Annotated in this window: 14 protein-coding genes; 7 read left to right on the top strand and 7 right to left on the bottom strand. The window is 66.6% G+C overall.

Features of this window, described 5'->3' with window-relative positions; all coding sequences use genetic code 11:
* The first annotated feature begins 27 nt into the window (after nt 1–27).
* Nucleotides 28–636: a tRNA-uridine aminocarboxypropyltransferase gene (locus ACW9UL_RS14850; RefSeq protein WP_457787476.1), complete on the top strand. Its 609-nt coding sequence runs from the start codon at nt 28–30 to the stop codon at nt 634–636.
* A 139-nt stretch (nt 637–775) separates the two neighbouring features.
* On the opposite strand, the gene ACW9UL_RS14845 is transcribed toward ACW9UL_RS14850, so the two are convergent.
* From ACW9UL_RS14845 to ACW9UL_RS14835, 3 genes are read right to left on the bottom strand one after another with little or no spacing between them, the layout of a single operon-like run.
* On the bottom strand, nt 776–2,128 hold the full coding sequence (locus ACW9UL_RS14845) for an HlyD family type I secretion periplasmic adaptor subunit (protein ID WP_457787475.1): 1,353 nt from the start codon (nt 2,126–2,128) through the stop codon (nt 776–778).
* Nucleotides 2,129–2,137: 9 nt separating this feature from the next.
* Entirely contained in the window at nt 2,138–4,288 is a 2,151-nt protein-coding gene (locus ACW9UL_RS14840; protein WP_457790969.1) for a type I secretion system permease/ATPase, read from the bottom strand.
* A 32-nt stretch (nt 4,289–4,320) separates the two neighbouring features.
* On the bottom strand, nt 4,321–5,676 hold the full coding sequence (locus tag ACW9UL_RS14835) for a TolC family outer membrane protein (protein WP_457787474.1): 1,356 nt from the start codon (nt 5,674–5,676) through the stop codon (nt 4,321–4,323).
* Between the two features lie 382 nt (nt 5,677–6,058).
* Here ACW9UL_RS14835 and ACW9UL_RS14830 point away from each other — a divergent pair, with 382 nt between their 5' ends.
* A complete protein-coding gene (locus ACW9UL_RS14830) occupies nt 6,059–15,538 on the top strand; it encodes a retention module-containing protein (RefSeq protein WP_457787473.1) in 9,480 nt (3,159 codons plus the stop codon).
* A gap of 68 nt (nt 15,539–15,606) precedes the next feature.
* Nucleotides 15,607–15,948, top strand: coding sequence for a tryptophan synthase subunit beta (locus ACW9UL_RS14825; RefSeq protein ID WP_084341476.1), 342 nt, complete (start codon nt 15,607–15,609; stop codon nt 15,946–15,948).
* 114 nt (nt 15,949–16,062) lie between these two features.
* Here the strand turns inward: ACW9UL_RS14825 and lapD are convergent, their stop codons facing one another.
* The 4 genes from lapD to ACW9UL_RS14805 form a co-directional block, all read right to left on the bottom strand.
* Complete coding sequence (gene lapD, locus ACW9UL_RS14820) at nt 16,063–18,006, bottom strand: cyclic di-GMP receptor LapD (RefSeq protein ID WP_457787472.1); 1,944 nt, start codon at nt 18,004–18,006, stop codon at nt 16,063–16,065.
* A 12-nt stretch (nt 18,007–18,018) separates the two neighbouring features.
* Entirely contained in the window at nt 18,019–18,702 is a 684-nt protein-coding gene (lapG, locus tag ACW9UL_RS14815; RefSeq protein WP_457787471.1) for a cysteine protease LapG, read from the bottom strand.
* A gap of 167 nt (nt 18,703–18,869) precedes the next feature.
* Nucleotides 18,870–19,268, bottom strand: a complete 399-nt coding sequence (locus ACW9UL_RS14810; protein WP_397496882.1) for a YbaN family protein — start codon at nt 19,266–19,268, stop codon at nt 18,870–18,872.
* Nucleotides 19,269–19,319: 51 nt separating this feature from the next.
* Nucleotides 19,320–19,907: a UPF0149 family protein gene (locus ACW9UL_RS14805; protein ID WP_457787470.1), complete on the bottom strand. Its 588-nt coding sequence runs from the start codon at nt 19,905–19,907 to the stop codon at nt 19,320–19,322.
* 166 nt (nt 19,908–20,073) lie between these two features.
* Here ACW9UL_RS14805 and recQ point away from each other — a divergent pair, with 166 nt between their 5' ends.
* From recQ to ACW9UL_RS14785, 4 genes are all read left to right on the top strand, one after another.
* Complete coding sequence (gene recQ / locus ACW9UL_RS14800) at nt 20,074–22,203, top strand: DNA helicase RecQ (protein ID WP_457787469.1); 2,130 nt, start codon at nt 20,074–20,076, stop codon at nt 22,201–22,203.
* Between the two features lie 79 nt (nt 22,204–22,282).
* Nucleotides 22,283–23,443, top strand: a complete 1,161-nt coding sequence (locus ACW9UL_RS14795; protein ID WP_397496880.1) for a GGDEF domain-containing protein — start codon at nt 22,283–22,285, stop codon at nt 23,441–23,443.
* A gap of 136 nt (nt 23,444–23,579) precedes the next feature.
* Nucleotides 23,580–24,011 (top strand): MarR family transcriptional regulator, encoded by a 432-nt coding sequence (locus ACW9UL_RS14790; RefSeq protein WP_021442248.1) that lies wholly within the window; start codon nt 23,580–23,582, stop codon nt 24,009–24,011.
* Nucleotides 24,012–24,294: 283 nt separating this feature from the next.
* Nucleotides 24,295–26,361, top strand: coding sequence for a motility hub landmark protein FimV (locus ACW9UL_RS14785; protein ID WP_457787468.1), 2,067 nt, complete (start codon nt 24,295–24,297; stop codon nt 26,359–26,361).
* Nucleotides 26,362–26,448 lie beyond the last annotated feature (87 nt).

Genomic DNA, 26,448 nt, shown 5'->3' with positions numbered 1-26,448 from the left:
GCCGCGCTTCGTGGCACACTGCGCGGCATGCCTCGTCCGACCTGCCCCCGCTGCCTGCGCCCGCTCGGCCATTGCCTGTGTGCGCTGATCCCCGCACTCGATAGCCGCACCCGCCTGCTGATCCTGCAGCACCCCAGCGAAACCGCGCACGCCCTGAATACTGCGCGGCTGGCCGCCCTGGGCCTGCGCAACGCCGAGCTGCGGGTGGGCGAGACCTTCGAAGAATTGCCGCAGCTCCTGGCGCAACCGGGCTACCGCGCCTGCCTGCTGTTCCCTGGCGAGGAGGCCGTCGAACTGACCGCCCAAACGCAGGGCGAGCTGCCGCTGTTGCTGGTGGTGCCCGACGGTACCTGGCGCAAGGCGCGCAAGCTGCTGCACCTGAATCCGGCGCTGGCGAGCTTGCCGCGGGTCGCCCTGCCGGCCGGGGCGCAATCGCGCTACCGCCTGCGCAAGGCGCCGGCCGAGGGGGCGCTGTCAACCATCGAGGCGATCGCCACGGCGCTGGATGTGCTGGAGGCCCCGTGCAGCTTCGCGGCGCTGCTGCGGCCGTTCGAAGCGCTGATCGAGGGGCAGATCGCGGCGATGGGCGAGGAGACCTTTCGCCGCAATCACGGGCAGGGCGGCCGCCAGCCGTAGGCGCTGCGTGGCGGGAACCCAGCAGGCACTCGCTGCCTGCAGGAGCGGGCTTGCCAGCCATACGTCACCACCCCGGAAATCGCAAGGCATCGCCGGCAAGGACTGGGCGGGCTCTACGGGGTTCCGGGCGTAGCTGTGATCAACGCTCGCGCATGGCCTCGGAGCGGGCCTTGAGCACCGGCTTGAGCAGGTAGGCCAGCACGCTCTTCTCGCCGGTGATGATATCCACCGTGGCGACCATGCCGGGGATGATCAGCAGCGGATTGTCCTCGCTGCCCAGGTGGCTCTTGTCGGTGCGCACCTGGATCAGGTAGAAGCTGTTGCCTTCCTCGTCGGTGATGGTGTCGGCGCTGATCAGCTCCAGGTTGGCCTTGAGCCCGCCGTAGATGGTGTAGTCGTAGGCGCTGAACTTGACCATGGCCTTCTGCCCGGGATGCAGGAAGGCCACGTCCTGCGGGCGCACCTTGGCCTCGATCAGCAGGCTGTCGTCCAGCGGCACGATCTCCAGCATGTCGTTGCCCGGCTGCACCACGCCGCCGATGGTGTTGACCTTGAGCTGCTTGATCACCCCGCGCACCGGCGACACGACGGTAGTGCGAGTGACCTTGTCCTGGATGGCGACGCTGGTGGCGGTGATCTTCTGCAGTTCGGTGCGCAGCTCGTTGAGCTCCTTGAACGCCTCGGCGCGGAAGCTCAGCTCGGACTCCTCCATCTTGCTCTTGATCTCGCTCATAGCCGCCTCGGCGCGGGGAATGGCCAGGTTGGTCGCCTCCAGCGAGCCGCGCACCTCTACCACGCTGCGGCGCAGACGCAGCACCTCGACCTCGGAAATCGCCCCGGAGGCTACCAGCGGCTGCGACATGTTCAGCTCCTGCTGCAGCAGGCCGAGGCTGGAACGGTACTGCTGGGCCTTGGAGCGGAATTCGGCCAGCTCTTGCTCCTTCTGCCGCAGCTGTTCGCCGAGGGTGCGCTGCTCGCTTTTCAGGCGCTGCTGGCGCGAGTGGTACAGCGCCAGCTGGTCTTCGGCCAGCTGCGGTGCATCGCGGGTGATCTCCTCGGGCAGCTGCGGTTCGCGGCCCTCGGCCTCGGCGCTGAGGCGTTCGAGGCGGGCGATCAGCGCCAGGCGGTCGGCTTCGGTCTCGCCGCGGTTGGAGAGGAAGCGGGTGTCGTCCAGGCGCAGCAGCACGTCGCCCTTGTTCACCACCTGGCCCTCGCGCACGAAGATCTCGCTGACGATGCCGCCTTCGAGGTTCTGGATCACCTGCACCTTGCTCGAGGGAATCGCCTTGCCCTCGCCGGTGGTGACCTCCTCGAGCACCGCGAAATGCGCCCAGAGCAGCGCGGCGAGCAGGCAGGCGCTGACCGCCCAGACGGTGGCGCGGGTCAGCCAGGGCGAATCCTCGAGGATGGCGCCTTCCACCTCGGGCATGAACTCGGTGTCCTGGCGCCGCTGGCGCAGGCTGCCGAAATAGTCGCGCAGGCTGTGTTCCATGCTCGCCTCCTAGCTCGGCGAGGGGCCGACGCGGCCCTTGCGCAGTGCTTCGATCACCGCGTCCTTCGGTCCGTCGGCGACCACGTGGCCGTTGTCCAGCACGGCCAGGCGGTCGACCAGGCTGAGCATCGAAGCGCGGTGGGTGATGAGGATCAGGGTCTTGCCCTGCACCCATTTGTGCAGACGCTGGCGCAGCAGGTCCTCGCTGGTGTTGTCCATGGCGCTGGTGGGTTCGTCGAGCACCAGGATCGGCGGGTCGAGCAGCAGCGCGCGGGCCAGCAGCACGGCCTGGCGCTGTCCGCCGGAGAGCAGCTGGCCGCGCTCGCCCACCGGGCGGTCGAAGCCTTGCGGGTGCTGCCGGGCCAGGTCGATCACCCCGGTCAGTTCGGCCACTTCGAGCATGCGCGCGTCACTGACGTAGCGTGCACCGAGGGTCAGGTTGTCGCGCAGGCTGCCGGCCAGCAGCGGCAGGTCGTGGGCGACGTAGCCGATCTGGTGGCGCAGATCGGCGACGTCGAGCTGGCGCAGGTCGAGGTTGTCCAGCAGGATCTGCCCCTCGTCGGCGCTGTAGAAGGCCATGATCAGGCGCGCCAGGGTGCTCTTGCCCGAGCCGCTGCGGCCGATGATGCCGAGGTGTTCGCCGGCGGCCAGGTGCAGGCTGACGTTGCTCAACGCCGGGGCGCTCTGCCCCGGGTAGCGGAAGCTGACCTGGCGGATGTCCAGGGCGCCCTTGAGCTGGGTGCGCTCCAGCGGCCGCTGCTTGTCCTGGCGCTCCTGCGGCAGGGCCATCAGCGCGTCGGTGCTGGTCATGGTCAGGCGCGCCTGCTGGTAGCGGGTGATCAGCCCGGCGATCTGCCCCAGCGGGGCGAGGATGCGGCTGCCGAGCATGTAGCAGGCGACCAGGGCGCCGACGCTGAGGTTGCCGGCGATGATCGCGTAGACCCCGGCGACTATGGTGGCCATGCCGGCGAACTGCTGGAGGAACAGGGTGCCGTTGGTGGCCAGCGCCGAGAGGAAGCGCGCGTGGCTGTCCAGGCGGGTGAGGGCGCCGTGGGTCTTTTCCCACTGGTGCTGGCGTTCGCTCTCGGCGCCGCAGGCCTTGAGGGTTTCCAGGCCGCCGAGGGTTTCGATCAGCAACGCCTGGCGCTGCGAGGCCAGTTGCAGGCTCTTCTCCACGGTGTCGCGCAGGCGCATCTGGATGATGAAGGCGAACAGCGCGGTGAGCGGGAAGGCCAGCAGCGGGATCAGCACCAGCCAGTCGCCGATCAGCCAGATCACCAGGATCATCAGGAAGGAGAAGGGCAGGTCGATCAGGCTGGTCAGGGTCACCGCGGTGAGAAAGTCGCGCAGGCCCTGGAAGTCGTGGATGCTCTGGGCGAAGCCGCCGACGCTCGCCGGGCGGGCCTTCATCGCCATGCCGGTGATGCGCTCGAACAGGGTGGCCGAGAGCACCACGTCGGTCTTCTTGCCGGCGGTATCGAGCAGGTGCGCGCGCAGCACCTTGAGCAGCAACTCGAAGCCGGTGCCGATGAGCAGGCCGACGGCCAGCACCCAGAGCGTGGCGGTGGCCTGGTTGGGCACCACGCGGTCGTAGGTCTGCATGACGAACAGCGGCACCATCAGGCCCAGCAGGTTGATCAGCAGGCTTGCCAGCAGCGCATCGGCGTAGAGCCAGCGCGACAGCTTGAGGGTGTCGCGGAACCAGGCTTCGAGGCGCGGCACCAGCGGCGTGCGTGCCTCCTCCAGCTCGTGCCGCGGGCGGGCGAAGAAGGCCTGGCCGCTGTACTCGGCGGCCAGTTGCTCGCGTGCGACCCACTGTTCGCCGCCATCGGCCTCGCACGGCAGGATCTGCGCCTGGCCGTTCGCTCCCCATTGGCGCAGCACGGCGCTGCGGCCATCCTTGAGCAGCAGCAGCACCGGCAGGTTGAGTGCGGAGATGCTGGCCAGGTCGCGAAACAGCAGGCGCCCCTGCAGCCCGGCACGCGCGGCGGCACGCGGCAGCAGATCGGCGGTCAGGCGCTGCTCGGGCAGGGGCAGGCCGGCGCTCAGGCTGCCGCGACTGACCGAGCAGCCGTGCAGCCGGCAGAGGATCAACAGGCTGTCGAGCAGCGGATCGTCGTGGCTGAGCCGCGGATCGCTGGCAGGCCCTGGCCGTTCCATGGTGGTCAAGTTCTACTACTCCTGCGCCGGGACTACTTCATTTCCGGCAGGCGCGCCTCGCTCTTCACCTCGGTGAGGGCTACAGCTTCTGCCGGGACTACGACCTGTTGCTGACGCAGCAGATCACCCATTGCGGCAATCACCCGGTACATCGAGAACTCTTCGCCGAAGCGTACCTCGCTGTAGCGGCGGTTGGCGGTGAACAGTTCGTTCTCGCTGTCGAGCAGGTCGAGCAGGGTGCGTTGGCCCAGGCTGAACTGCTGCTGGTAGGCCTCGCGCACCCGCGCCGTGTAGTCCGCGTAGTCGCGGGCCTTGGGCGTTTGCAGGCGGGCGTTTTCCATGGCGTTCCAGGCCAGCGAGAGGTTCTCGTTGAGCACCCGCAAGGCGTTGTTGCGGATGTCCATGGACTCGTTGATCTGGTGCGCGGCCGATTGCAGGCGGGCCTTGTCGCGCATGCCGTTGAATAGGTTGTAGTTCATCACCACGGCGGCGCGCCAGGTGTTGTAGTGCCCTTCGTCGCCTTGCACGTTGTCGTCGGCGGTGGTCGCCAGCTCCAGGTCCAGACGCGGGTAGAAGGGCGCCTTGGCCACTTCATACTGCTTCTCGGCGGCGTTCACGTCGGCTTGCGCCGACTTCAGGAAGGGGTTGTTGTCCATCACCGTCTGCCGCGCGGCCAGCAGGTCGGCCGGCATGTTGCCGCGGATGGTGGCGGGCGATTCGAGCTGATCAGGCAGGCGGCCGACGGCGCTGAAGAAGTTGGCCTCGGCGTCGGCCAGGTTGACCTGCTCGGTGTAGAGGTTGTTCTGCGCCAGGGCCAGACGGGCCTCGGACTGATCGAGGTCGGCGGTGCTGCCGACGCCCTGCTGGCTGCGCAGGCCGATCTGGTCGTGGATGCGCTGGTGGGCCTGCAGGTTGTTGCGGGCCAGTTCGACCATCTCGCGGCGCATCAGCACATCCAGGTACACCTCCACCGTGCGCAGGGCCAGGCTCTCGGACGTGCCGAGCAGGCGATAGGCGCGGGAGTTGACCACCGCCTCGGTGCGGGCCACCTCGTTGGGCGTGTTGAAACCGTCGAACAGCATCTGCCGCAGGCGCAGCTCGGCATCGCGGTAATTCAGGGTTTCCTTGTTGTGATCGCCCAGCGCGCGGGTGCTGGGGCTGTCGGTCTGTTCGCGGCCGTAGCCGACCAGCAGGTCGACGGTCGGCAGATAGCCGCCCTTGGCGAACTTCACATCCTCATCCGACGAAAGGCGACTGTTGGCAGCCGCATGAATTTCCGGGTGGTTGTCCAGGGTGCTCTGGATCGCTTCCGACAGATTCATGGCTTGCGCCTGGCTGCAGGCAACCGCCAATAGCATGGCGCTCCATAGGGGGTTGAGTGTGCGCATTGGCGTATCTCCTTAAGAATGTTCTTATCCTGTCGCCAGAAAAATGGCTTTTTTGCCTGATAAACCGTTTCAGGCTTGTAACATCACAGCTAAGAACAACTTTTGGAGAAGCTAAGAAGAATTTTTCACAAGCCTTATGCGGAAAAAGTCTTATGTTCTCTGTGAAAAGCAGCACATTGTTTGACCCTAGAAGCTGCGTATTTCGTGCCTTTCTATGGCTTGCGTGGCTAAAACAGACGGTCAAGCACCGGCAGGGCGGGGATTCATCTGATGGAGTAGTTCGACGCGGGCTGTAGTGACATTTTTTTGTCAGTAGCGTTTTAGGGTTTTTGCGCCGTTCCATTTCAGTCAGCTGATTTGATCTCACCTCACGCTCGAAAAGGTGTCCTGGCCCCTTTGGCAATACGTGTCGACGGTGGTCGGCAGCTGTAGTGAGGATGGAATCATGGCTACTCTAATTGGTGTCGTCAGTCAGGTTGTCGGCGAGGTTTTTGCGGTAGCGAGCGATGGATCGCGCCGGCCACTCAGTGAAGGCGATCGGGTCTATGCGGGCGAGCAGCTCCTGACCGGCGCCTCTGGCGCCATCGCGGTAGCCCTGAGCAACGGTCAGCAACTGACCCTGGGGCGCGACAGTAGTTTGACGCTAGACGAGCAGATGCTCGCCTCCAGTCCTACCTCGCAGGCTCCTACGGCCGATGCAGCGCCTCCCGTTCCCAGCGACAGCGACCTGACCGACGTCGAGCAACTGCAGGCGGCGATCGAGGCCGGCGTCGACCCGACCCTCGAAGGCGAAGCCACCGCCGCCGGCCCAGGTGCGGGTGGCGGTGCAGGCGGCGCCGGTGGCGGTCACTCCTTCGTGCTGCTCAGTGAAGTCGGCGGCGCGCTCGACCCGGTAATAGGTTTCCCCACCGAAGGGCTCAGCACCGGCCCCGAATTCCCCGATGGCGAACCGATCGTCGATCCGGATATCGCGCCTCAACTGGTCGAGGGGCTGCCCGTGGCCGGTGAGGCCAGCAATGCGGTGGACGAGGAGGGGCTACCGGGTGGGATTGTCGGTGGCCCGAACGATCTGGCCGGCGAAGACACGGTGGTCACCGGCACCCTGGGCTACAGCTTCGGCCCCAATGGCATCGGCAGCTTCGCCTGGAGCAGCGAAGGGCTGGCGGCGCTGGGGATCAGCTCGCAGGGTGTTTCGCTGACTTACAGCGTCAGCGCCGATGGCCTGACCCTCAGCGCCTTTGCCGGCGAAACCCTGGTATTCACCCTGCAGCTCACCGACCTGGCGGCCGGCACCTACCAGTTCAGCCTGTTCGCTCCGCTCGACCATGCCGCGCCGGAACCCGGCGGCAGCGACGAGAACGACCTGTTCTTTCTGTTCGGCTACAGCATCACCGACGGTGCCGGCAACACGGCGCTGGGCAGCCTGACGCTGGGCGTCGACGACGACACCCCGGAACTGCAGGGCGTACCGGGCGAACGCCCGAGCGTTGGCGGCCTGGTGCACGAAGACGCGCTGAGCAACGGCAACTCCGAAGGCGGCGGCCAGACCCTTACGCTCAGCGGTGGGCCCGGCGCTCTGGATGCGCTGGTCAATTTCGGTGCCGATGGCCGCGGCAGTTTCTCCCTCAACGGCAGCGCCGAAGCGCTCGACAGCCTGATCGCCCTGGGCCTGACCTCGGACGGCGTGGCGCTGACCTATTCGGTTTCCGCCGACGGCACGACTCTGGTTGCCACGGCGGGCGGTAATCCGGTTTTCACCCTGGTAGTGAACCCGGACGGCAGCTACCTGTTCACCCTGCAGGGGCCGCTGGATCATCCGGAGGCCGACGGCGTCGACTCGGAAACCCTGGGCGATAACAGCCTGGCGCTGGATTTCTCCGGAATTCTGCAAGCGACCGATTTTGATGGCGACGCCGTGGCGGGTGGTTTCGACGCCGGCAGCTTCGTCATCGACGTCGAAGACGACGTGCCGGTACTGGTCGGCGCACCGGGCGAACGGCCCACCGTGGGCGGTCTGGTGCATGAAGATGCGCTGAGCAACGGCAACTCCGAAGGCGGCGGCCAGACGCTGACGCTCAGCGGCGGGCCCGGCGCTCTGGATGCGCTGGTGAACTTCGGCGCCGATGGCCGTGGCGGCTTCCAGCTGAGCATCGACCCGGGTGCGCTGATCGGCCTGCAGGACCTGAACCTGACTTCGGGCGGCGTCGAGCTGTTCTACGCCGTCTCGGCTGACGGCAGCACCCTGACCGCGACCGCCGGCGAGGGCGGCGCCCCGGTGTTTACCCTGCTGGTCAATCCGGACGGCAGCTACCTGTTCACCCTGCAAGGCCCGCTGGATCATCCGGAGGCCGATGGCGTCGACTCGGAAACCCTGGGTGACAGCAGCCTGGCGCTGGACTTCTCCGGCCTGCTGGTGGCCACCGACGGCGACGGCGACCCGTTGGCTGACGGTTTCGATGCCGGCAGCTTCGTCATCGACATCGAGGACGACGTACCGGTACTGGTCGGCGCCCCGGGCGAGCGGCCGAGCGTGGGCGGCCTGGTGCATGAAGATGCCCTGGGCAACGGCAACTCCGAGGGTGGCGGCCAGACGCTGACGCTCAGCGGCGAGCCCGGCGCTCTGGATGCGCTGGTGAACTTCGGCGCCGATGGCCGTGGCGGCTTCCAGCTGAGCATCGACCCGGGTGCGCTGATCGGCCTGCAGGACCTGAACCTGACTTCGGGTGGCGTCGAGCTGTTCTACGCCGTCTCGGCTGACGGCAGCACCCTGACCGCGACCGCCGGCGAGGGCGGCGCCCCGGTGTTTACCCTGCTGGTCAATCCGGACGGCAGCTACCTGTTTACCCTGCAGGGCCCGTTGGATCATCCGGAGGCCGATGGCGTCGACTCGGAAACCCTGGGTGACAACAGCCTGGCGCTGGACTTCTCCGGCCTGCTGGTGGCCACCGACGGCGACGGCGACCCGCTGGCTGCCGGTTTCGACGCTGGCAGCTTCGTCATCGACGTCGAAGACGACGTGCCGACCCTCAATGAGCCCAACCCGCAGCAACCGGCGGTGGGCGGCACCGTTCACGAGGATCTGCTGAGCAATCCGCATACCGGCAATGCCGAAGGCGGCAGCCAGACACTGAGCATCAGCACCGCGGGCGGTGCGGGCAGCTTGGCCGCTTTGGTGGCCTTCGGCGCCGACGGCCCGGGTAGTTTCGGTCTGGTGAATGAGGTGACGGCCGAAGCCCTGTTGGGTGCCGGTGGCCAGAACCTGACCTCGGGCGGCGAGCCGCTGGTGTACGAGGTGACCGAGGCCTACGACCTCGATGGCAACCTGCTCAGCACCACCCTGACGGCGACCGCAGCCGGCGGCTACCCGGTATTCACCCTGGTGGTGCAGGCCAACGGTGATTTCAGCTTCGAGCTGCAAGGGCCCATCGATCATCCCGAGGCGGATGGTGACGACGGCGAATTGTTCGTCTCGGTTGTCGGTATGGGTATCGACTTTACCCAGTTGATCACCGCGACCGATGGCGACGGCGACCCGCTGAACGGACTGGCCGAGGCGCAAGGGTTGTTCGTCATCAATATCGAAGACGACGTGCCGACCATCAATGAGCCCAACCCGCAGCAACCGGCGGTGGGCGGCACCGTTCACGAGGATCTGCTGAGCAATCCGCATACCGGCAATGCCGAAGGCGGCAGCCAGACACTGAGCATCAGCACCGCGGGCGGTGCGGGCAGCCTGGCCGCTTTGGTGGCCTTCGGCGCCGACGGCCCGGGTAGTTTCGGTCTGGTGAATGAGGCGACGGCCGAAGCCCTGTTGGGTGCCAGTGGCCAGAACCTGACCTCGGGTGGCGAGCCGCTGGTGTACGAGGTGACCGAGGCCTACGACCCCGATGGCAACCTGCTCAGCACCACCCTGACGGCAACCGCAGCCGGCGGCTACCCGGTATTCACCCTGGTGGTGCAGGCCAACGGTGATTTCAGCTTCGAGCTGCAAGGGCCCATCGATCACCCGGTTCAGGATGGCGATGATGACGAGTTGTGGGCGTCTGCAGAGGGCTTTGGCATCGACTTTACCCAGTTGATCACCGCCACCGATGGTGATGGCGACCCGCTGCAGATGCCGGCAGGGGCTGGCGGGCTGTTCGTCGTCAATGTCGAGGACGATGTGCCTGCGCTGGTGGAAGGCGGCCTCGATCACTGCCTGACCCTGACCTACAAGGGCGGCGATGCCAGCTTCCTCAACAGCTACGGCTACTACATCAAGGGGGCCGACGGCACGCCCGTCAGCGGCGTGCTGGTGTGGGGCAACACCACCTTCCTGGAGATCGGCGCCTCCATCAGCCTGCACGGGCTGGACCCCGACTCCATCGGCTTCTTCATCATTCCCAACGGCGCCTTCAACGTTGTGCCCGACGGCACCGAGGTCAGCTTCCAGTTCGTCGATGGCCAGTGGCAGGCCGTTGCCGCCGGCCTGCCACTCAATGGCGCTGGCGGCGCCCAGGTGCTGTTCGACAACCCTGCGCTCAACCCGGCGAGCAAGACCCATGTGCAGGACAATGTCGCGCCCGGCAACCAGAACTGGGAGGACGTCAACAACGGCGACAGCGACAACGACTACAACGACGTGAATATCCAGGCCACTTGGACGATCAAGACCCCGGCGCCGGTGGGCGGCACGGTGCATGAGGACAAGTTGACCAACCCCCATCAGGGCAACCCCGATGCGGGCAGCCAGACACTGGTGGTCAGCACCGCGCTGGGCGCGACCAGCCTGGCTGCGCTGGTGGCCTTCGGCGCCGATGGCCCTGGCGACTTCAGCCTGGTCGATTCGGGCGCTGCCGCGGACTTGTTGAACGCCCAGGGCCTGACCTCCGGTGGCGAGCCACTGATTTACCTGGTGACCGAGCAGTTCGACGGCGCCGGCAACCTGGTCAGCACCACGCTGACGGCTACGGCAGCGGGCGGCTATCCGGTGTTCAGCCTGGTGGTGGAGGCCGACGGCGACTTCACCTTCACCCTGCAGGGGCCGATCGACCATCCGTTGCAAAATGGTGACGACAACGAGCTGTGGTCGTCGGGCGGGGCCTTTGGCATCGACTTTACCCAGTTGCTGAAAATCACCGATGGCGACGGTGACCCCCTGGAGATTCCGCAGGGTGCCGGCGGCCTGTTCGTGATCAACGTGCAGGACGATGTGCCCACGCTGAACATTGACCTCGTAGGCCCCAATGCCGCCAGGCAGTTGTCGATGAATCTGGACGAAACCGTCGGTGCCGAGCGTGCCGCTCCGGGCGAGACGGCCGATGGCAACACCGACGATCCGGTCGCGCCTGACGATTACCTGGGGCGTGTCACCACCAACGTCGGCAATGGCGGGTTGGTAAGCCTGTTCAGCGTCACCGGCAGTGCTGGCGCCGATGGCGAATCCAGCTTGAGCGGCAGCCTGAGCTTTGTCGGCATCGCCTCGGGTGCTTCGCTGACGACCAACCTGTTTTCCACCAGCGGCAGCGCCATCCACCTGGAAATGGATGGTGCGGATGTGATCGGCGTCGACGCCGACGGCGATGTAGTGTTCCGTTTGGCAATCGTCGATACCGGCAGTGGTGCGCAACTGCAGACCACGCTGTATGAGTCCATCAGGCATGGGGACAATACGGCGTTCGACGAGCAGCTGGATCTGTTGCTGACCGGCCAGGGCGCGAGCCTGGGGCTGCAGTACAGCGTGACCCGGGTCGATGGCGATGGTGACTCGGTCACAGCGACGAAAAAGATAGTGTTGGCCGATGGCCAGGGCTCGATCCTGGGCTTTGACGACGACGGTCCAATCGCCAAACTCGCCCTGAACGGCCAGGTCAAACTGACCCTGGACGAGTCGCTCGGCGTCGATCCGCTGGATGGCAATGCGGCGGCGGACGATGACGTGTCCGGCAACCCGTTCCCGGGGGGCTACGGCACGCCGATTGGCTTGACCAGCGGCAACCTGGTCAACGTGGTCACCGCCGATGTCGGCTCCGATGACGAAGGCGCGACGGTGCAACTGAGCCTGAGCGTGGTGGATGCCAACTCCGGGCTGATGACCACCAGCGGCCAGCCGATCACCCTGCACCAGGAAAGCGACGGCAGCATCACCGGCCGGGTAGGCGGTGCCAGCGGCACCGTGATCTTCGCGGTGAGCATCGATGCGGCCGGTAAGGTCACGGTGGCGCAGTACGACTCGCTGAAACACCCGACCTCGCCGAACGACTATGACGAATCGGTCGACCTGGCCGGCAAGATCGAGGCGGTGCTGAAGGTCACCGATGGCGACAACGACGTGGCCACCTCCAAGGTGGGCATCGGCGGGAAGATCGTCTTCGAGGACGACGGCCCCAGCGTCACGCCGCCGGACTGCGCCGAAATCGAGGAGGTCGATGGGTTCAGTACCCAGGGCGTCATCCAGGCCGACTATGGCAGCGACGGCGGTGGTTTCGATCTCTCCGCCAATGCCGGCCCGACCGCTGACGGGCTGTTCTACACCGTGGTCAAGCAGGGCGGGGTATCCACGCTGACCGCTACGGTGGGCGATGCCAGTGGCGAGGTGTTCTTCGTCCTCACCGTCTATGACGACCCCAATGCGCTTGGCAATGGCAACAACTACGAGCTGACCATCGTCAATGCGCGCCCGGTGACCACCGCGGACTTCGATCTGCAGGCCATCGAGGCCGGCCAGCCGCAGCCGTCTTTCTTGGTACAGAGCGGCGAGGGCTTGTCGGTCACGCTAACCGGCAACGGCCTGGTCAATCCCTCCAATCAGGGCGTCGGCGTCGGCGGCAACAACCTGATCGACGTGGGCGAACAGCTGCATATGGCCTTCAGTGCCACGGTCTACTCGGCCGTGGTGGATGTGCAGAAGTTGTCGTCCGGCGATCAGCTGTACTGGCAGGCCTACGACGGCAGCAACAACCTGGTGGCAGCCGGTACGTACAACGGCCAGGGTTCGGAGAGTTCGCAGTTCGGCTTCAATCTGGCCGATTCGGCGTTCACCACCGGCACTGCGGCCGCGCTGTCCGGCGGCTTCATCAAGCTGACCTTCGGCTCCAACGCTGGCGACTATCGCATCCAGGAAATCACGCTGGAACAGCAGTTCCTGCCGCCTGATCTGGATCTTTCGTTCCAGGTCGATGTCGTCGATGGCGATAACGACGTGGTCAGCACCCAGCTGGACGTCTGCTTTGTCGACGACGTGCCCTCCGGCGGCTATGTCTTCGACCTGGTCGACGAAGAGGGCCTGGCCGGCGGCATCATCGGCGGCGTCGAGGACGACGACGGCGCCGCGACAACGGCCAGCGGCAGCCTCGGCTACGACTACGGCAACGATGGTTTCGGCAGCTTCACCTGGCTGCCCGACGGGCTGCCCACCATCACCTCCGGCGGCCAGGCCGTCGAATACCAGGTCAGCCCCAATGGTCAGGTGCTGACCGCGCAGATCGTGGGTGGCGGGCAGCCGGTCTTTACCGTCACGCTCACCAACCCGGCCACCGGGGCCTTCCAGTTCCAGCTGTTCAAGCCGCTGGATCATGCCGCGCCCCTCTCCGGAAGCGTGGAGAACAACCTGAACTTCCAGTTCGACTACGAGATGGTCGATGGCAATGGTTCGACGGCGCAGGGCGTCTTGGAAATTTCCGTGGACGACGATTCGCCGCTGGCGCAGGACCTCAGTCAGAGCCGCGAGGCATCGGGCGACGTCAACACCAACCTGCTGATCGTGCTGGATGTGTCCGGCAGCATGAATGACCCGGCTGACTTTGGTGGGCTGTCGCGCCTGGAGGCCTCGAAGTTGGCGGTGCTCGAGCTGCTTGAGCAGTACGAGGCAATGGGCGAGGTGAAGGTGCGGTTGGTGACGTTCGCCAATTCCGCCTCCGCCTTCGGCACCCTGTGGCTGACGGTGGATCAGGCCAAGGCCGCGGTGATCGGTTTCCCGGAATCGCCCGACAGTGCTACGACCAACTACGATGCGGCGCTGAGCACTGCGATTTCCGCTTGGGCCTCGGCAGGCAAACTGACGCTGCTCGATAATCCGGGCGAGCCGTTGCAGAACGTCTCGTACTTCCTCTCCGACGGTATCCCCAATCAGCCGAGCGGCAGTGCGGGTATCAATGCCAGCGAGGAAGCCACCTGGGTCAACTTCCTCAATGCCAACAAGGTCAAGTCCTATGCCCTGGGCATGGGGCCGGCGGCAGAGGTCAACGACAACCCGCCCGGCAATTTCAGCAACAACGACCAGCTTGACCCGATTGCCTACGACGGCACGAGCGCCAGCAACGCCAACGCCATTGCCGTGAACGATTTCGCCGATCTGGAGAGCGTGCTGGTGCAGACCGCGCAGTCGACGCCGATCAGCGGTAGCCTCACCGATGGCGTCAATGGCTTCGGCGCCGATGGCGGGCGGGTCAAGTCGGTGGTGGTCAATGGCGTGACCTACACCTTCAATTTTGGTCCCAACCCAACCATTACCGGGTCGGACGGCAGCACGGTCAATGGCATGATGCTGAGCCTGGCGCTGGCTGCCGGTGCCATGTTGACGGTCAACATGGCCAGCGGCGAATACACCTATGTCTCCGCGGCGAATGTCGGCAGTGGCATGAGCCAGCAGGTCGGCTTCGTCCTGGTCGACAAAGATGGCGACCTCAGCAACCTGGCGACCTTGACCATCACGGTCGATCCGGCCGATGGCCCGATGGTAGCGCGCGATGACTTCGTGGTCTCGCGCAGCGGCAGTTTCGATATCCCGGACTGGGCCTTGCTGGCCAACGACAGCGGCCCCAACAGCTCGATCCAGGCCATCACCAGCATCGTCTCGGTGGCAGGTCTGACGGCAACGCGGGCCAGTGCCTCGACCTCGATTTCGGCGGCTAACGACGGCGAGTCCTTCGTCTACCAAAGCCAGGCCGGCGGCCAGAGTGCCAATGCCAAGGTCACGGTCGTCGATGTGGACGGCGGCGGTCCGCTGAACGGGAGCTTCCTCGACGAGATACTCATCGACGGCAACAGCGGCAGTACCCTCAATGGCAACAGCGGCGACGATATCCTCATCGGCAATGGCGGTGATGACACGCTCAATGGCGGCGAGGGTAACGACATCCTGGTCGGCGGTGCCGGCGGTGACGAGCTGAATGGCGGGAGCGGCAACGACACCGCCAGCTACATCGATGCATCCAGCGGGGTCAGCGTCACGCTCAACAACTCGGGCAATGCCAGTGGCGGCAGTAATGTCGGCGGGGGCGCCGCGGGAGATGTACTGAGCAGCATCGAGAACCTCATCGGTTCCCAGCATGGCGACACGCTGGCTGGAGGTGGGCAGAACAACGTCCTCAGCGGGTTGCTGGGCAATGACGGCCTTTATGGTGGCGGTGGCAACGATGTGCTGATCGGCGGCCGCGGCAATGACACCATGAGCGGCGGCTCGGCTAGCAACAGCGATGGCAAGGACACCTTCCTCTGGCTCAACGGCGATGCCGATGGTGGCACCGATACCCTGCTCAACTTCACCCGCAACTTCAACGGTGCGAGCAATGGCGATCGGCTGGATCTTTCCGACCTGCTGATCGGGGAGCACGGCACTGTCGGCGATATCGGCAACCTGTTGAACTATCTGGAGATCACCTCCAGCGCCCTTGGCGGGGTCGGTGGCGCAGCTCTGGATACCACGATCAAGGTCAGCACCAGCGGAACCGGCGACTTCACCAATCCGGACCAGACCATCGTGCTGCAGGACGTCAATCTGCTCGGCGCGAGCGGCGTCGGCGGCTACGGTGCCGGCGGCGACACCGGTAGCGTGATCCTGGCCATGCTTAACGACGGCACGTTAAATGTAGATACCGTCTGACCTGCGCTTGTACGTTCGACCCGCTACCTTTGCAGGTAGCGGGTTTTTTTGGCCAGGAGAGAGCAGGCATGGTCTATGTACAGCGCGACGCTGCGGGGCGGTTGCTGCGGGTCGAATACGAGCCCTTCGAGGGAATGACGGAAAACCTGGCGGTCGAGAGCGACGAGCTGCAGACCTGGTTGGCGGCCAAGGAAGAGGTCAAGGCGCGTCTGGACAGCCTCAAGCAGTCCGACCTGGAGCTGGTGCGCGTGCTGGAAGACGTGGTCAGCGTGCTGGTCGAGCGCGGCGTGATCCGCTACACCGACCTGCCCGAAGCGGCGCGGCAGAAGCTCGACCAGCGTGCCATCGCGCGAGCCGAGATCGAGGGCCTGAGCGGCCTGCTCGGCGACGACGAACACAATCTGGTGTGAGTCCGGCCCGGATGCAGCCCGAGGATATCGGGGAGCCCCGCTGACCTGCCCGGATTGCGTCCGGGCCGTGAGTCCCTACCTTCGCCACCCGGCGCTGGCGGATAGCCTGGGAGTCTACTGCCAGGGCGCCGGTGCACCGATCAGGCGGCCCATGGCGCCATGCACGCCGAGCTCCTCGAGCACGCGCAATTCCCCCTCGGTTTCCACCATCTCGGCGATCAGCGGCAAATCGATGCTGTTGGTGGCGCGGAAGATCGCCTCGATGAACAGGCGCTTGTCGCTTTCCTGGTCGATGGCGCGGATGTAGGTGCCGTCGATCTTCAGGTAGGCCAGGCCGAGGTGGGTGAGGTTGCCGATCAGGCTGAAGCGGCCGCCGAAGTGCTGCAGGCCCAGGCTGAAGCCGACCTCGCGCACGCTCTGGCTCAGGGCTTCCAGCTCTGCCGGCGGTGGCAGGTGACGCTCGTCCACCTCCAGGGTCATCAGCTGCGCCGCCTCGGGGTGGCTCTTGAGCATGGCCAGCAGCTTGGCCTTGCTCGGCGCATCGCGCAGGGTCGCGGCGGACAGGCTCAGGGCCAGCGGCTCGGGGTGTAGCGCCAGGTGGGCGAAGCTGTGTTCGAGCATCGCCAGGTCGAAGCGCGCGGCCCAGCCTAGGCGCTCGATCCAGGGCAGGAAGCGCCCGGCGGCGATGGCCTCGCCCAGCGGGTCGAGCAGGCGCGCCAGCACCTTGCGTTGCAGCAGGCGCTCGCGCGCGGCGCACTCGACCACCGGCTGGAAATATAGCTGCAGCTTGCCCTTGTTCAGCGCATCGTCGATCCAGCTGCGCCAGTCGTGCAGGCCCTGGCCGCTCTGCGCGGTGAAGTCGTCGAGGCGTTCCCAGCATTTGTCCGCATTGCTCTGCGCCTGGGCCAGCGCCTGGTCGGCGCGGCCGAGCACCGTGCCGGGTTCCTCGCCCGGGCGAAACGCGGCGATACCGATATGCGCGACCGGATCGCAATCGCTGGCACCGGTCTGGCGCAGGTTGTCCAGGCCCTGGCTGAGTTCGATGGCCAACTGGTCGGCGTCCTCGCCGCTCAGACCCGGGGCGAGCAGGGTGAATTCGCCGCCCCGGCTGCGCGCGGCCAGCCACTCGCTGCGCCCCGGAGCCTCCAGCAGGCGCTTGAGCAGCTCGCCGAGGGCGCCGATCAGGGCGTCGGTGCGCTGGCCGCCGAGACGCTGGTTGAGGCCGCCGAGGTCGTTGACTCGCAGCAGCAGCAGGTAGCCGTCGGCATGCTGCTCGCTGACCACCAACTGATTGCTCAGGCGGATGTCGAACTGGCGGCGGTTGGCCAGGCCGGTGAGGCTGTCCTGGTAGGCCTCCTCGCGCAGCTTCTCGCTGCGCGCGGCTTCTTCGGCGAACAGCGTCTTGAGCTTGTCGACCATCTGGTTCATCGCCAGCACCACCCGCTTGAGTTCCGGGGTGCGGGGCACGCGGGGCAGGGTGAGGAACTCGCGGCGGCTGATGGCCTGCGCCTGCTGCACCATGTTGTCCAGCGGGCGCAGCTGGGTGCGCAGCAGCCAGCCGCCGAGCACCGCGCTGACCAGGCCGCACAGCAGCAGCCAGAGCAGGCTGCCCAGCGCGCTGTCCCACAGCTTGGCCAGGGCGAACTGCGGATGGCTGAGCACCTCGACCCGCGCGGCCTGTTCCCAGCCGCGCATGATCAGCGCATCGCCGCCCTGCGGGCGCAGGTCGACCAGCTCGACGAACCAGCGCGGCACGTTCTCCGGGGTGACGGTGGTGCGCCGTTCCACCACCAGACTGTCGTCGGCGATGCGCACCACGCGGATGCTGGCGAAGTAGCCGCTGTCGAAGATCGAGCTGACCATCAGCTCGATCATCGCCGGGTCGTCCACGTGCGGCGTCATCGACAGGCCCAGCGCCGTGGCGGCGTCCTGGGCGTGCGAGCGCAGCTGGCTGATCAACTGTTCGCGCGAGCTCTCAACCCCGGCGATGAAGCTGCCGGTGAAGGCCACCACCAGGAACAGGCAGATGGCGAGAAACAGCTGCTTGAGTAGGGACATGGATCTTTCCTCCTAGCCATCGCCGATGGCGAAGCCCTCCGCACGCATTTTTTTCAGGATGTCCTGCCAGCGCGAGAGCTTCTTGGTGTCGCTCTTGCGGGTATTGGAACCGGCGAGGTAGAGGCCTTCGGCGTTGAAGGCGTAGACCGGCAGCAGGTCCTTGCGCTGCGAGGCAGGGCGGATGTCGTTGATCAGGTTGTCCAGCACCAGCGGCTCGGCGGTGGGGCTGGCGTAGTAGGTCAGCACCATGTGCGCCTGGTTGTAGTTCAGTGCCTTGACGTAGGTGATGCGCAGCTTCTCGCTGGGAATGCCGAGGCGGCGCAGGGTGAAGTACTTGGCGATGGAGTAGTCCTCGCAATCGCCAGCGCCCTTGACCAGCATCTCGACGGGGGTGGCCCAGTAGTCGTTCTGCTGCCACAGGCGGATGTCGTCGGTGAAGCGGATGGTGCGGTTGAAGAAGCGGTTGACCTCGCCGAGCTTGTCCGCCTCGGACAGTGCGGCGCTGCTCTTGATCAGCGCGTCCCAGTCGAGGATGCGCTGCTTGGCGGCGCCGAGGCTGCCGTAGCGGTTCTCGGCGTTGCGCAGAACCAGGGCGAAGTCCCAGTTGGCCAGGGCCAGGCCGGCCAACAGCCCGCCGCCGACCCAGAGGATCAGCAGACGCCGTTGCCATCCCTGAATGCGCTGCCGTGGCCGCATGGGGCTGCATCTCCGCTTCGATCGGCTGAAGTCTAGGCGACGCGCTGGCGATTTGCCCCGTGGCCGGGACGAAATTCAGACTGCAGCCCGGATGCAATCCGGGGGAACGGCCTCCCGGATTGCATCCGGGCTACGCCGGGGCGCAGGGGCGTCAGAACAGCCTGGCGTCAGGGATTGGGCAGGGTCTTCTGCTTGAGGATGTACAGGCTGACCAGCACAGCGCTGGTCAGCATGAAGGTGCGTGCCCAGGGCAGGGGCACCAGGTAGCAGGACAGGGCGATGCTCGCCCACATCAGCACCAGCGCGTAGACCTTGCCCTTGAGCGGAATGCCCTGGCCGTCGAGGTAGTCGCGAATCCAGGGCCCCAGACGCGGGTGGGTGACCAGCCAGATGTAGAAACGCCGTGAGCTGCGCACGAAGCAGGCGGCGGCCAGCAGCAGGAAGGGGGTGGTCGGCAGCACCGGCAGGAAGATGCCGATCACCCCCAGCGCCACGCACAGCCAGCCCAGTGCCAGCAGCAGGTAGCGAAGACCGCGGTGACGGCTTTCCTGGATTTCGCGAGGCATCTTCGGGCCCGGACGGACGCCGGCCGGGGCGCCTGGCCCCGGCCCGCGGGATCAGTGCTGGCGGGGCTTGAGCAGCGCGGGTTTTTCCTCCGGCGCCTGGCACAGCAGGAAGAGTGCGGTGAGCAGCTCGGGAATCTGGTCGATCATGCTGTCGACCAGGTCGCGGTCGCGGGCGATCTCGGCGAACTCCGCTTGCTCGTCGAACAGACCGGAACCGACCATGATCGGCAGCAGCAGCTCGCTGACCTCGTCTTCGGCGTCCTCGAACCACACCGCCTCGCGCAGGAACACGCCTTCCATGAAGCCGATGCACCAGCCGCGCAGGTCGGAGTCGTCCGGGTCCTCGCCCAGGTCCAGCTCGCAGGGCAGCTCCGGCTCTTCCTCGCCGGCCAGTTGGCGGGCGATATACGCCTTGAGGTGAATCAGGGTGTTCTCGATCTCCTCGCGCTCGGCCTCGCTGCGGTAGTGCGGCGGTTCGGCGAACAGGGCGTCGATCCACTCGCGCTCGGGCACCTGGTCCGGGCAGATCGCCAGGGCGGTCAGGTAGCCATGAGCGGCCACGTAGTCCAACGCCTCTTCGTGCAGCTCATCGGCATCGAGAAAGGCTTGCAGGCGGGACAGTTGCTCGGCGAAGGACATCGTGGGGCTACCTTGAAGGAGTAAACGAGGCTGGATTCTAGTCCACCGCCGCCCTAGCGGCCATAGCGGCGGGGCCTGGCGAGGGCAAAAGCCCGGCTTCGGACAGGCTGGCGCCCTGTTGCCGGCAATCCTGCGGCATAATGCGCGGCTCGATTCGGAGGCCTTCATGCTCGACCACGCCCAGCGCATCCTCAAAGACGTATTCGGTTACGACGCCTTCCGTGGCAATCAGGCCGCGATCATCGAGCGCGTGGCCGGCGGCGGCGATGCCCTGGTGCTGATGCCCACCGGCGGCGGCAAGTCGCTGTGCTACCAGGTGCCGGGACTGTTGCGCGACGGCCTGGCGGTGATCGTCTCGCCGCTGATCGCGCTGATGGACGATCAGGTCGCCACCCTCGACGAGCTGGGCGTGGCCGCCGTGGCGCTGAACTCCACGCTGAGCAATGACGAGCAGCGCGAGATCGCCGAGCGCATCCGCCGTGGCGAGATCAAGATGCTCTACCTGGCACCCGAGCGCCTGGTGCAGCCGCGCATGCTGAGCTTCCTGCAGGGCCTGGAGATCGCCCTGTTCGCCATCGACGAGGCGCACTGCGTGTCGCAGTGGGGCCACGATTTCCGCCCCGAGTACCTGCAGCTCGGCCAGCTCGCCGAGCTGTTCCCGCAGGTGCCGCGCATCGCCCTGACCGCCACCGCGGACAAGCGTACCCGCGAGGAAATCGTCCAGCGACTGCACCTGCAGAACGCCGAGCGCTTTCTGTCGAGCTTCGACCGGCCGAACATCTTCTACCGCATCCTGCCCAAGGATCAGCCGCGCAAGCAGCTGCTCGGCTTTCTCGCCGCGCGCAAGGGCGATGCCGGCATCGTCTATTGTCTGTCGCGCAAGAAGGTCGAGGAGGTCGCCGACTTTCTCAGCAGCCAGGGCTTTCCGGCGCTGCCCTATCACGCCGGCCTGCCCAACGAGTTGCGCGCCTATCACCAGAAGCGCTTTCTCAACGAGGAAGGCTTGATCATGGTGGCGACCATCGCCTTCGGCATGGGCATCGACAAGCCCAACGTGCGCTTCGTCTGCCACCTCGACCTGCCCAAGTCGCTGGAGGCCTACTACCAGGAAACCGGCCGCGCCGGCCGCGACGGTCTGCCCGCCGATGCCTGGATGGCCTACGGCCTGCAGGACGTGATCTTCCTCAAGCAGATGCTCAACAACTCCGAGGGCGACGACCGCCACAAGCGTATCGAGCAGCACAAGCTCGACGCCATGCTCGCCCTGTGCGAGGAAACCCGCTGCCGTCGCCAGGTGCTGCTGGGCTATTTCGACGAGGAACTGGCGCAGCCCTGTGGCCATTGCGACAACTGCATCGACGGCGTCGAGACCTGGGACGCCACCGAGCCGGCGCGCCAGGCGTTGTCGGCCATCTACCGCAGCGGCCAGCGCTACGGCGTCGGTCATCTGGTGGACATCCTGCTCGGCCGCGATAACGACAAGATCCGCGCCGTCGGTCATCAGCACCTGACGGTATTCGGCGTCGGCAAGGCGCTCTCCGAGGTCGAGTGGCGCACCCTGTTCCGTCAGCTGGTCGCCCGCGGCCTGGCCGACGTCGACCTGGAGGGCTTCGGCGGCCTGCGTCTGAGTGAGGCCTGCAGGCCGCTGTTGCGCGGCGAGGTCGGTTTGCAGCTGCGCCGCGAACCCAAGCCGGCGCAGACCGCCAAGGCCTCCAGCAGCGCCGCCAGCCAGTTGGTGCGCAGTCACGAACGGGAGATGTGGGAGGCGCTGCGCAGCCTGCGGCGCAAACTGGCCGAGGAGCACAGCGTGCCGCCCTACGTGATCTTCCCCGATGCCACCTTGCTGGAGATGCTGCGCAGCCAGCCCGGCTCGCTGAGCGAGATGGCCCAGGTCAGCGGCGTCGGCGCACGCAAGCTGGAGCGCTATGGCCAGGCCTTCCTCGAAGTGCTGGGCGGCGCCGCGCAGGAGGCGCCGGCGCCGGTGGCCGACCTGCGTCACGAGTTGGTCAGCCTGGCCCGCGCCGGCATGACCCCGACGCAGATCGCCGGCCAACTCGGCTGCAGCGAGAAGAACGTCTACAGCCTGCTGGCCGAGGCCATCGGCCAGCAGCAGCTGTCGCTGGAGCAGGCGCTGGATCTGCCGGAAGAGCTGCTCGGCGAGATCCAGGAGGCCTTCCTCGACGGCGAGGGCGAGCTGCCGGCGGTGAGCGAGATCGCCCCGCTGTTCGCCGGGCGGGTCGAGGAGACGGTGCTCTACTGCGTACGCGCCGCGCTGCAGGCCGAGTTCGAGGTCTGACGCACGATTGTCGTGATTCTGGCGGCAACTCGATGACACGGCTAAGGTGTGGGGCAAGCCGCCAACAGACGAGGTAACGGTGCCCAGCTATCACGCCTGGCTCGACGACGTCCGCCCCAGCCCCTATGCCGACCAGCTCAGCCTGGGGTTCCGCTGGCTGCGTTTTTCCCGCGTACTGGAGCGCGAATACCGCAGCCATTTGCTGGACGAGAGCTTCGAGCTCAAGCGCATCGCGCTGAGCACGGCGATGGTCATCTGGCTGGCGCTCAGCGTGCTGGACCTGATGCTGGTGCAGCCGCCCCATTTGGGTTGGATTCTGGCCGTGCGCGTGCTGGTGCTGGTCATTCTGGTGGCCTGCGCCGCCCTGATCCTCCAGCGGCGCCACATCCGTCTGCTATTACCGCTGAGCATGACCTGCATCCTCGCCCTGGGCATTGGTGCTGCGGTGATCGTTGGCATCGCCCACCACGCCGACCCCAGCTACCCGTACGAGGGGCTGCTGCTGGTGAGCATGGCGGCGTATTTTCTGGTCGGCCTGCGTCTGAGCGAGGCGCTCGGTTGTGCCCTGGCGGTACTGCTGGTCTATATCGGCGCCGAGTGGCTGGCCGGCCTGCCGCTACCGCGGTTGATCAACAACGTGCTGTTCCTGCTGTTCGGCAACCTGATCGGGGCGGTGGGCTGCTATCTGCTCGAATACAAGTCGCGCGAGTACTTTCTCATCAGCCGGCTGATGCGTCTGCTGGCCGACCGCGACAGTCTCACCGGCCTGCACAACCGGCGCAGCTTCAACCGCCAGTTCGAGCGCCTGTGGCGTCAGGCGCAGCGCGATGGGCAGTCGCTGGCACTGCTGCTGTGCGATATCGACCACTTCAAGGCCTACAACGACCACTACGGCCACCAGGCTGGCGACACCGCGCTGCAGCGCGTCGGCGCCCTGATCGAGCAGGCCGCGCGGCGTCCGCTGGACATGGGCGTGCGCCTGGGCGGCGAGGAATTTGCCCTGCTGTTGTTCGACATCGGCGCCGAGGAGGCCAAGCGCCGTGCCGAGGCGCTGCGCCTGGCGCTGGTGGAGCTGAATATCGCCCATCAGGGTTCGGACAGCGCCAGCATGCTGAGCATGTCCATCGGCGTCGCCTGCCTCAGTCCCAGCGTCGGCGGCGAGCTGAACCAGCTCTACGAGCATGCCGACCGCGCGCTCTACGAGGCCAAGGCCTTCGGCCGCAATCAGGTGGTGGCCTGATCCGCGGCCGAGACTCGTGGCCGCATTTCAGTCGCATCCTGAAACGCTCGGCCACAATCCGGGCTTGCCCTGCGCTCGCGGTTATGGCTAGCTAGCTAATAATTAGTTTTTGACCTTTGTACGAGCCCGCTCCCCCATGTCTTACCCCGATCAACACCGTTTCGCCATGCAAGTCGCTCAATTGTCCCGCGCCTGGCGCTCCGAACTCGACCGTCGTCTGGTCGGCCTCGGCCTGTCCCAGGCGCGCTGGCTGGTGCTGTTGCACCTGGCCCGTTTCACCGAGATGCCGACCCAGCGCGAGTTGGCGCAGAGCGTCGGCGTCGAAGGGCCGACCCTGGCGCGCCTGCTCGACAGCCTGGAGGCCCAGGGGCTGGTGACCCGCGTCGCGGTGCCCGAGGATCGCCGGGCCAAGAAGATCGCCCTGCAGCCCAAGGCGCAGCCGCTGATCGAAAAGATCGAGGCGATTTCCACCCAGCTGCGCCAGGAGGTCTTCGCCGGCATCGACGAAGAGGACCTGCGCCGCTGCCAGCAGGTGCATGCCCGGGTACTGGGCAACCTGCTGAAGTAGTGCTCCTGCAGTGTCAATTTTTCGGCCGCATTGCGGTCGATTGTCGCTGCTTGCCTGGTTTTTGACTTTCTGTCCTTGATGGCAATGTGCTTCGTCGGCAAACTGGCGCCCAAGCCGCTACTTTGTGAATTAGTAGCCATACTGCAACACGAGCCGGGTTCGACAGGGACAGTGTCGCCCCGACCTCGGTCTACCGTTCAGGGCGCCAGCCTCCCGGCCATCGGGACGCTCATACAGGAAGTGGAGGAGGCGGCGTTCGAGCCTGCATAACCCTGGAGGTCACATGGCTCGGGTGCGTCAGTTGATGTTGGGTTTGGCGTCGGGTTCCGCCCTTTATTCGGGCATGGCGCCGGCGCTGGGACTGGGCGAGATCACCCTGCACTCGGCGCTCAATCAGCCGCTGGAGGCGGAGATCGAGCTGCTGGCGGTCGGCGATCTCGGCGCCGAGGATCTGCGCGTCGCCCTGGCGCCGGCCGAGGTGTTCAGTCGCTCGGGCGTCGAGCGTTTCTACTTTCTCAACGACCTGCGTTTCACCCCGCTGTTGCGCGGCTCGCGCAGCGTGATCCGGGTGGTGTCGAGCCGGCCGGTGCGCGAACCCTATCTGAATTTCATCGTCGAGGTGGCCCGTCCTGGCGGGCAGCTGCTGCGCGAGTACACCGTGCTGCTCGATCCGCCGGGCTCTGCCGCCTACACCGCGCAGGCTGCCCCCAGCCCAGCCGCCGCCGCGCCAGCACCCAGTGCGGCGCAGCCGGCGGCCGCTCCAGTGCGGCGCAGCGAACCGCCCAGCGCCGCCCAGGGCCATCGCCAGCCGGTGGTGCGCGGCGACAGCCTGTGGTCGATCGCCGCGCGTCTGCGCGAGCAGGGCAGCCCGCTGTCGCAGCAGGCGCTGATGGACGGCATCCACGCGCTCAACCCGAGCGCCTTCGCCGGCGGCGATGCCAATCGGCTGCTGGCCGGCGTCGAACTGCTGCTGCCCGATGCCGCGCGCCCGAGCACGACCGCCGCCGCTGCAGCGCCGGTCGAGCCCCCGGCAATGGCGGTCGAGGCTTCCGCCGCTGCGCCGCTGGCCGCTGCGCCGCCGGCTGCCGAGCAGGCCGAGAGCCTGCAGCAAGTGCTGGAAAAGCAGCGTCAGGTCGACCAGGAACTGGCCAGCCAGGCCGCGGAGAACCTGCAGTTGCAGCAGGGCCTGGCGCAACTGCAGCTGCAGTTGCAGCAGCTGCAGGAGCAGTTGGCGCTCAAGGAGGCGCAGCTGGCCGAGCTGATCGAGCAGGGTGCTGCCGTCGCGCCCGCTGCAGAGTCGGGCGCCGTGCTCGCCAGCGCACCGCCGCAGGCGGCGCAGGAGCCGCCGCTGGCCGCCGAACGTGGCTGGTTCGCCACCCTGCTGGCTGGCGGTGCGGTGCTGCTGTTACTGCTCGGCGCCCTGGTCTGGGCCGCGCGGCGGCGCGACAAGGCTGCGCCGGTGGTGCCGGTCGAGCCGCCGGCACAGCGCCCCGTGGCGCCGCTGCAGCCGGCGCCGGTCGCAGTCGCCAGGCCGGCCGTGGCGCCTACTCCCGCGCCGACTCCGCAGCAGCGCCCGGCGGCACCGGTCGACCCGCTGGAGGCGGCCAACGTCTATATCGCCTACGGCCGTTTCAGCGAGGCCCGTGGCGAGCTGAGCAAGGCCCTGGCGCAGGCGCCGCAACGCAGCGACCTGCGTTTGCGCCTGCTGGAGGTGCTGGCCGAGCTGGGCGACGGCGCCGCCTTCGAACGCGAGGAAGCGGTGCTGCGTGCCGAGGGCTTCGATGCGGCGCGGCTGGATGCGCTCAAGGCTCGCCACCCGGCCCTGCAGCAGACGCCGCAGCCTGCCCGTAGCCAGCCCCCGGTGGCGCCGCCGGCCGCCGAACCCGACTTCCAGCTCAATCTCGACGACCTGCCGCTGGATGCCGACTGGGACATGGTCAGCCCCTTCGAGGCCGCCCGCGGCAAGACCAAGGCGGCCGCCGCGGCGGAGTTCGATGCGGGGTTCTCCAGCAATCTGCAGGAACTGCCGGAGGTGTTCGAGCTGGACGAGGAGGTGCAGAACGTCAGCGCCTTCGGCGAGATGGAGATGGTGGTGGGCGGCGAGGACGAGTTGCTCGACGAGCATTTTCTCGATGCCTTCGCCGGCGAGGCCGATGCCACCGCGGCGCTGCAGGGCGATATCGAGCAGCTGGCCGGCAACCCCGAGCACATGGCCAAGCTCAACCAGGCGCTGGCCTATATCGAGCAGGGCAACCTGAGCAGCGCCTGCGACATTCTCAACGAGGTGATCGACCAGGGCGACGACCGGCAGAAACAGGCCGCGCGCCAGTTGCTGGCGGAAATCGCCTGATCCGCCCGACTCGCTGCGCCGACAGGGCCGCGCTTGCTGCGCGGCCCTGTCTTTGATGGGGCTGGTCGTCGAGGCCCGGATGCAATC

Source organism: Pseudomonas sp. PL-6 (assembly GCF_054110165.1).
Note: the sequence above shows the minus strand (reverse complement) of the source record. Positions and strands in the feature narration are given on the sequence as shown.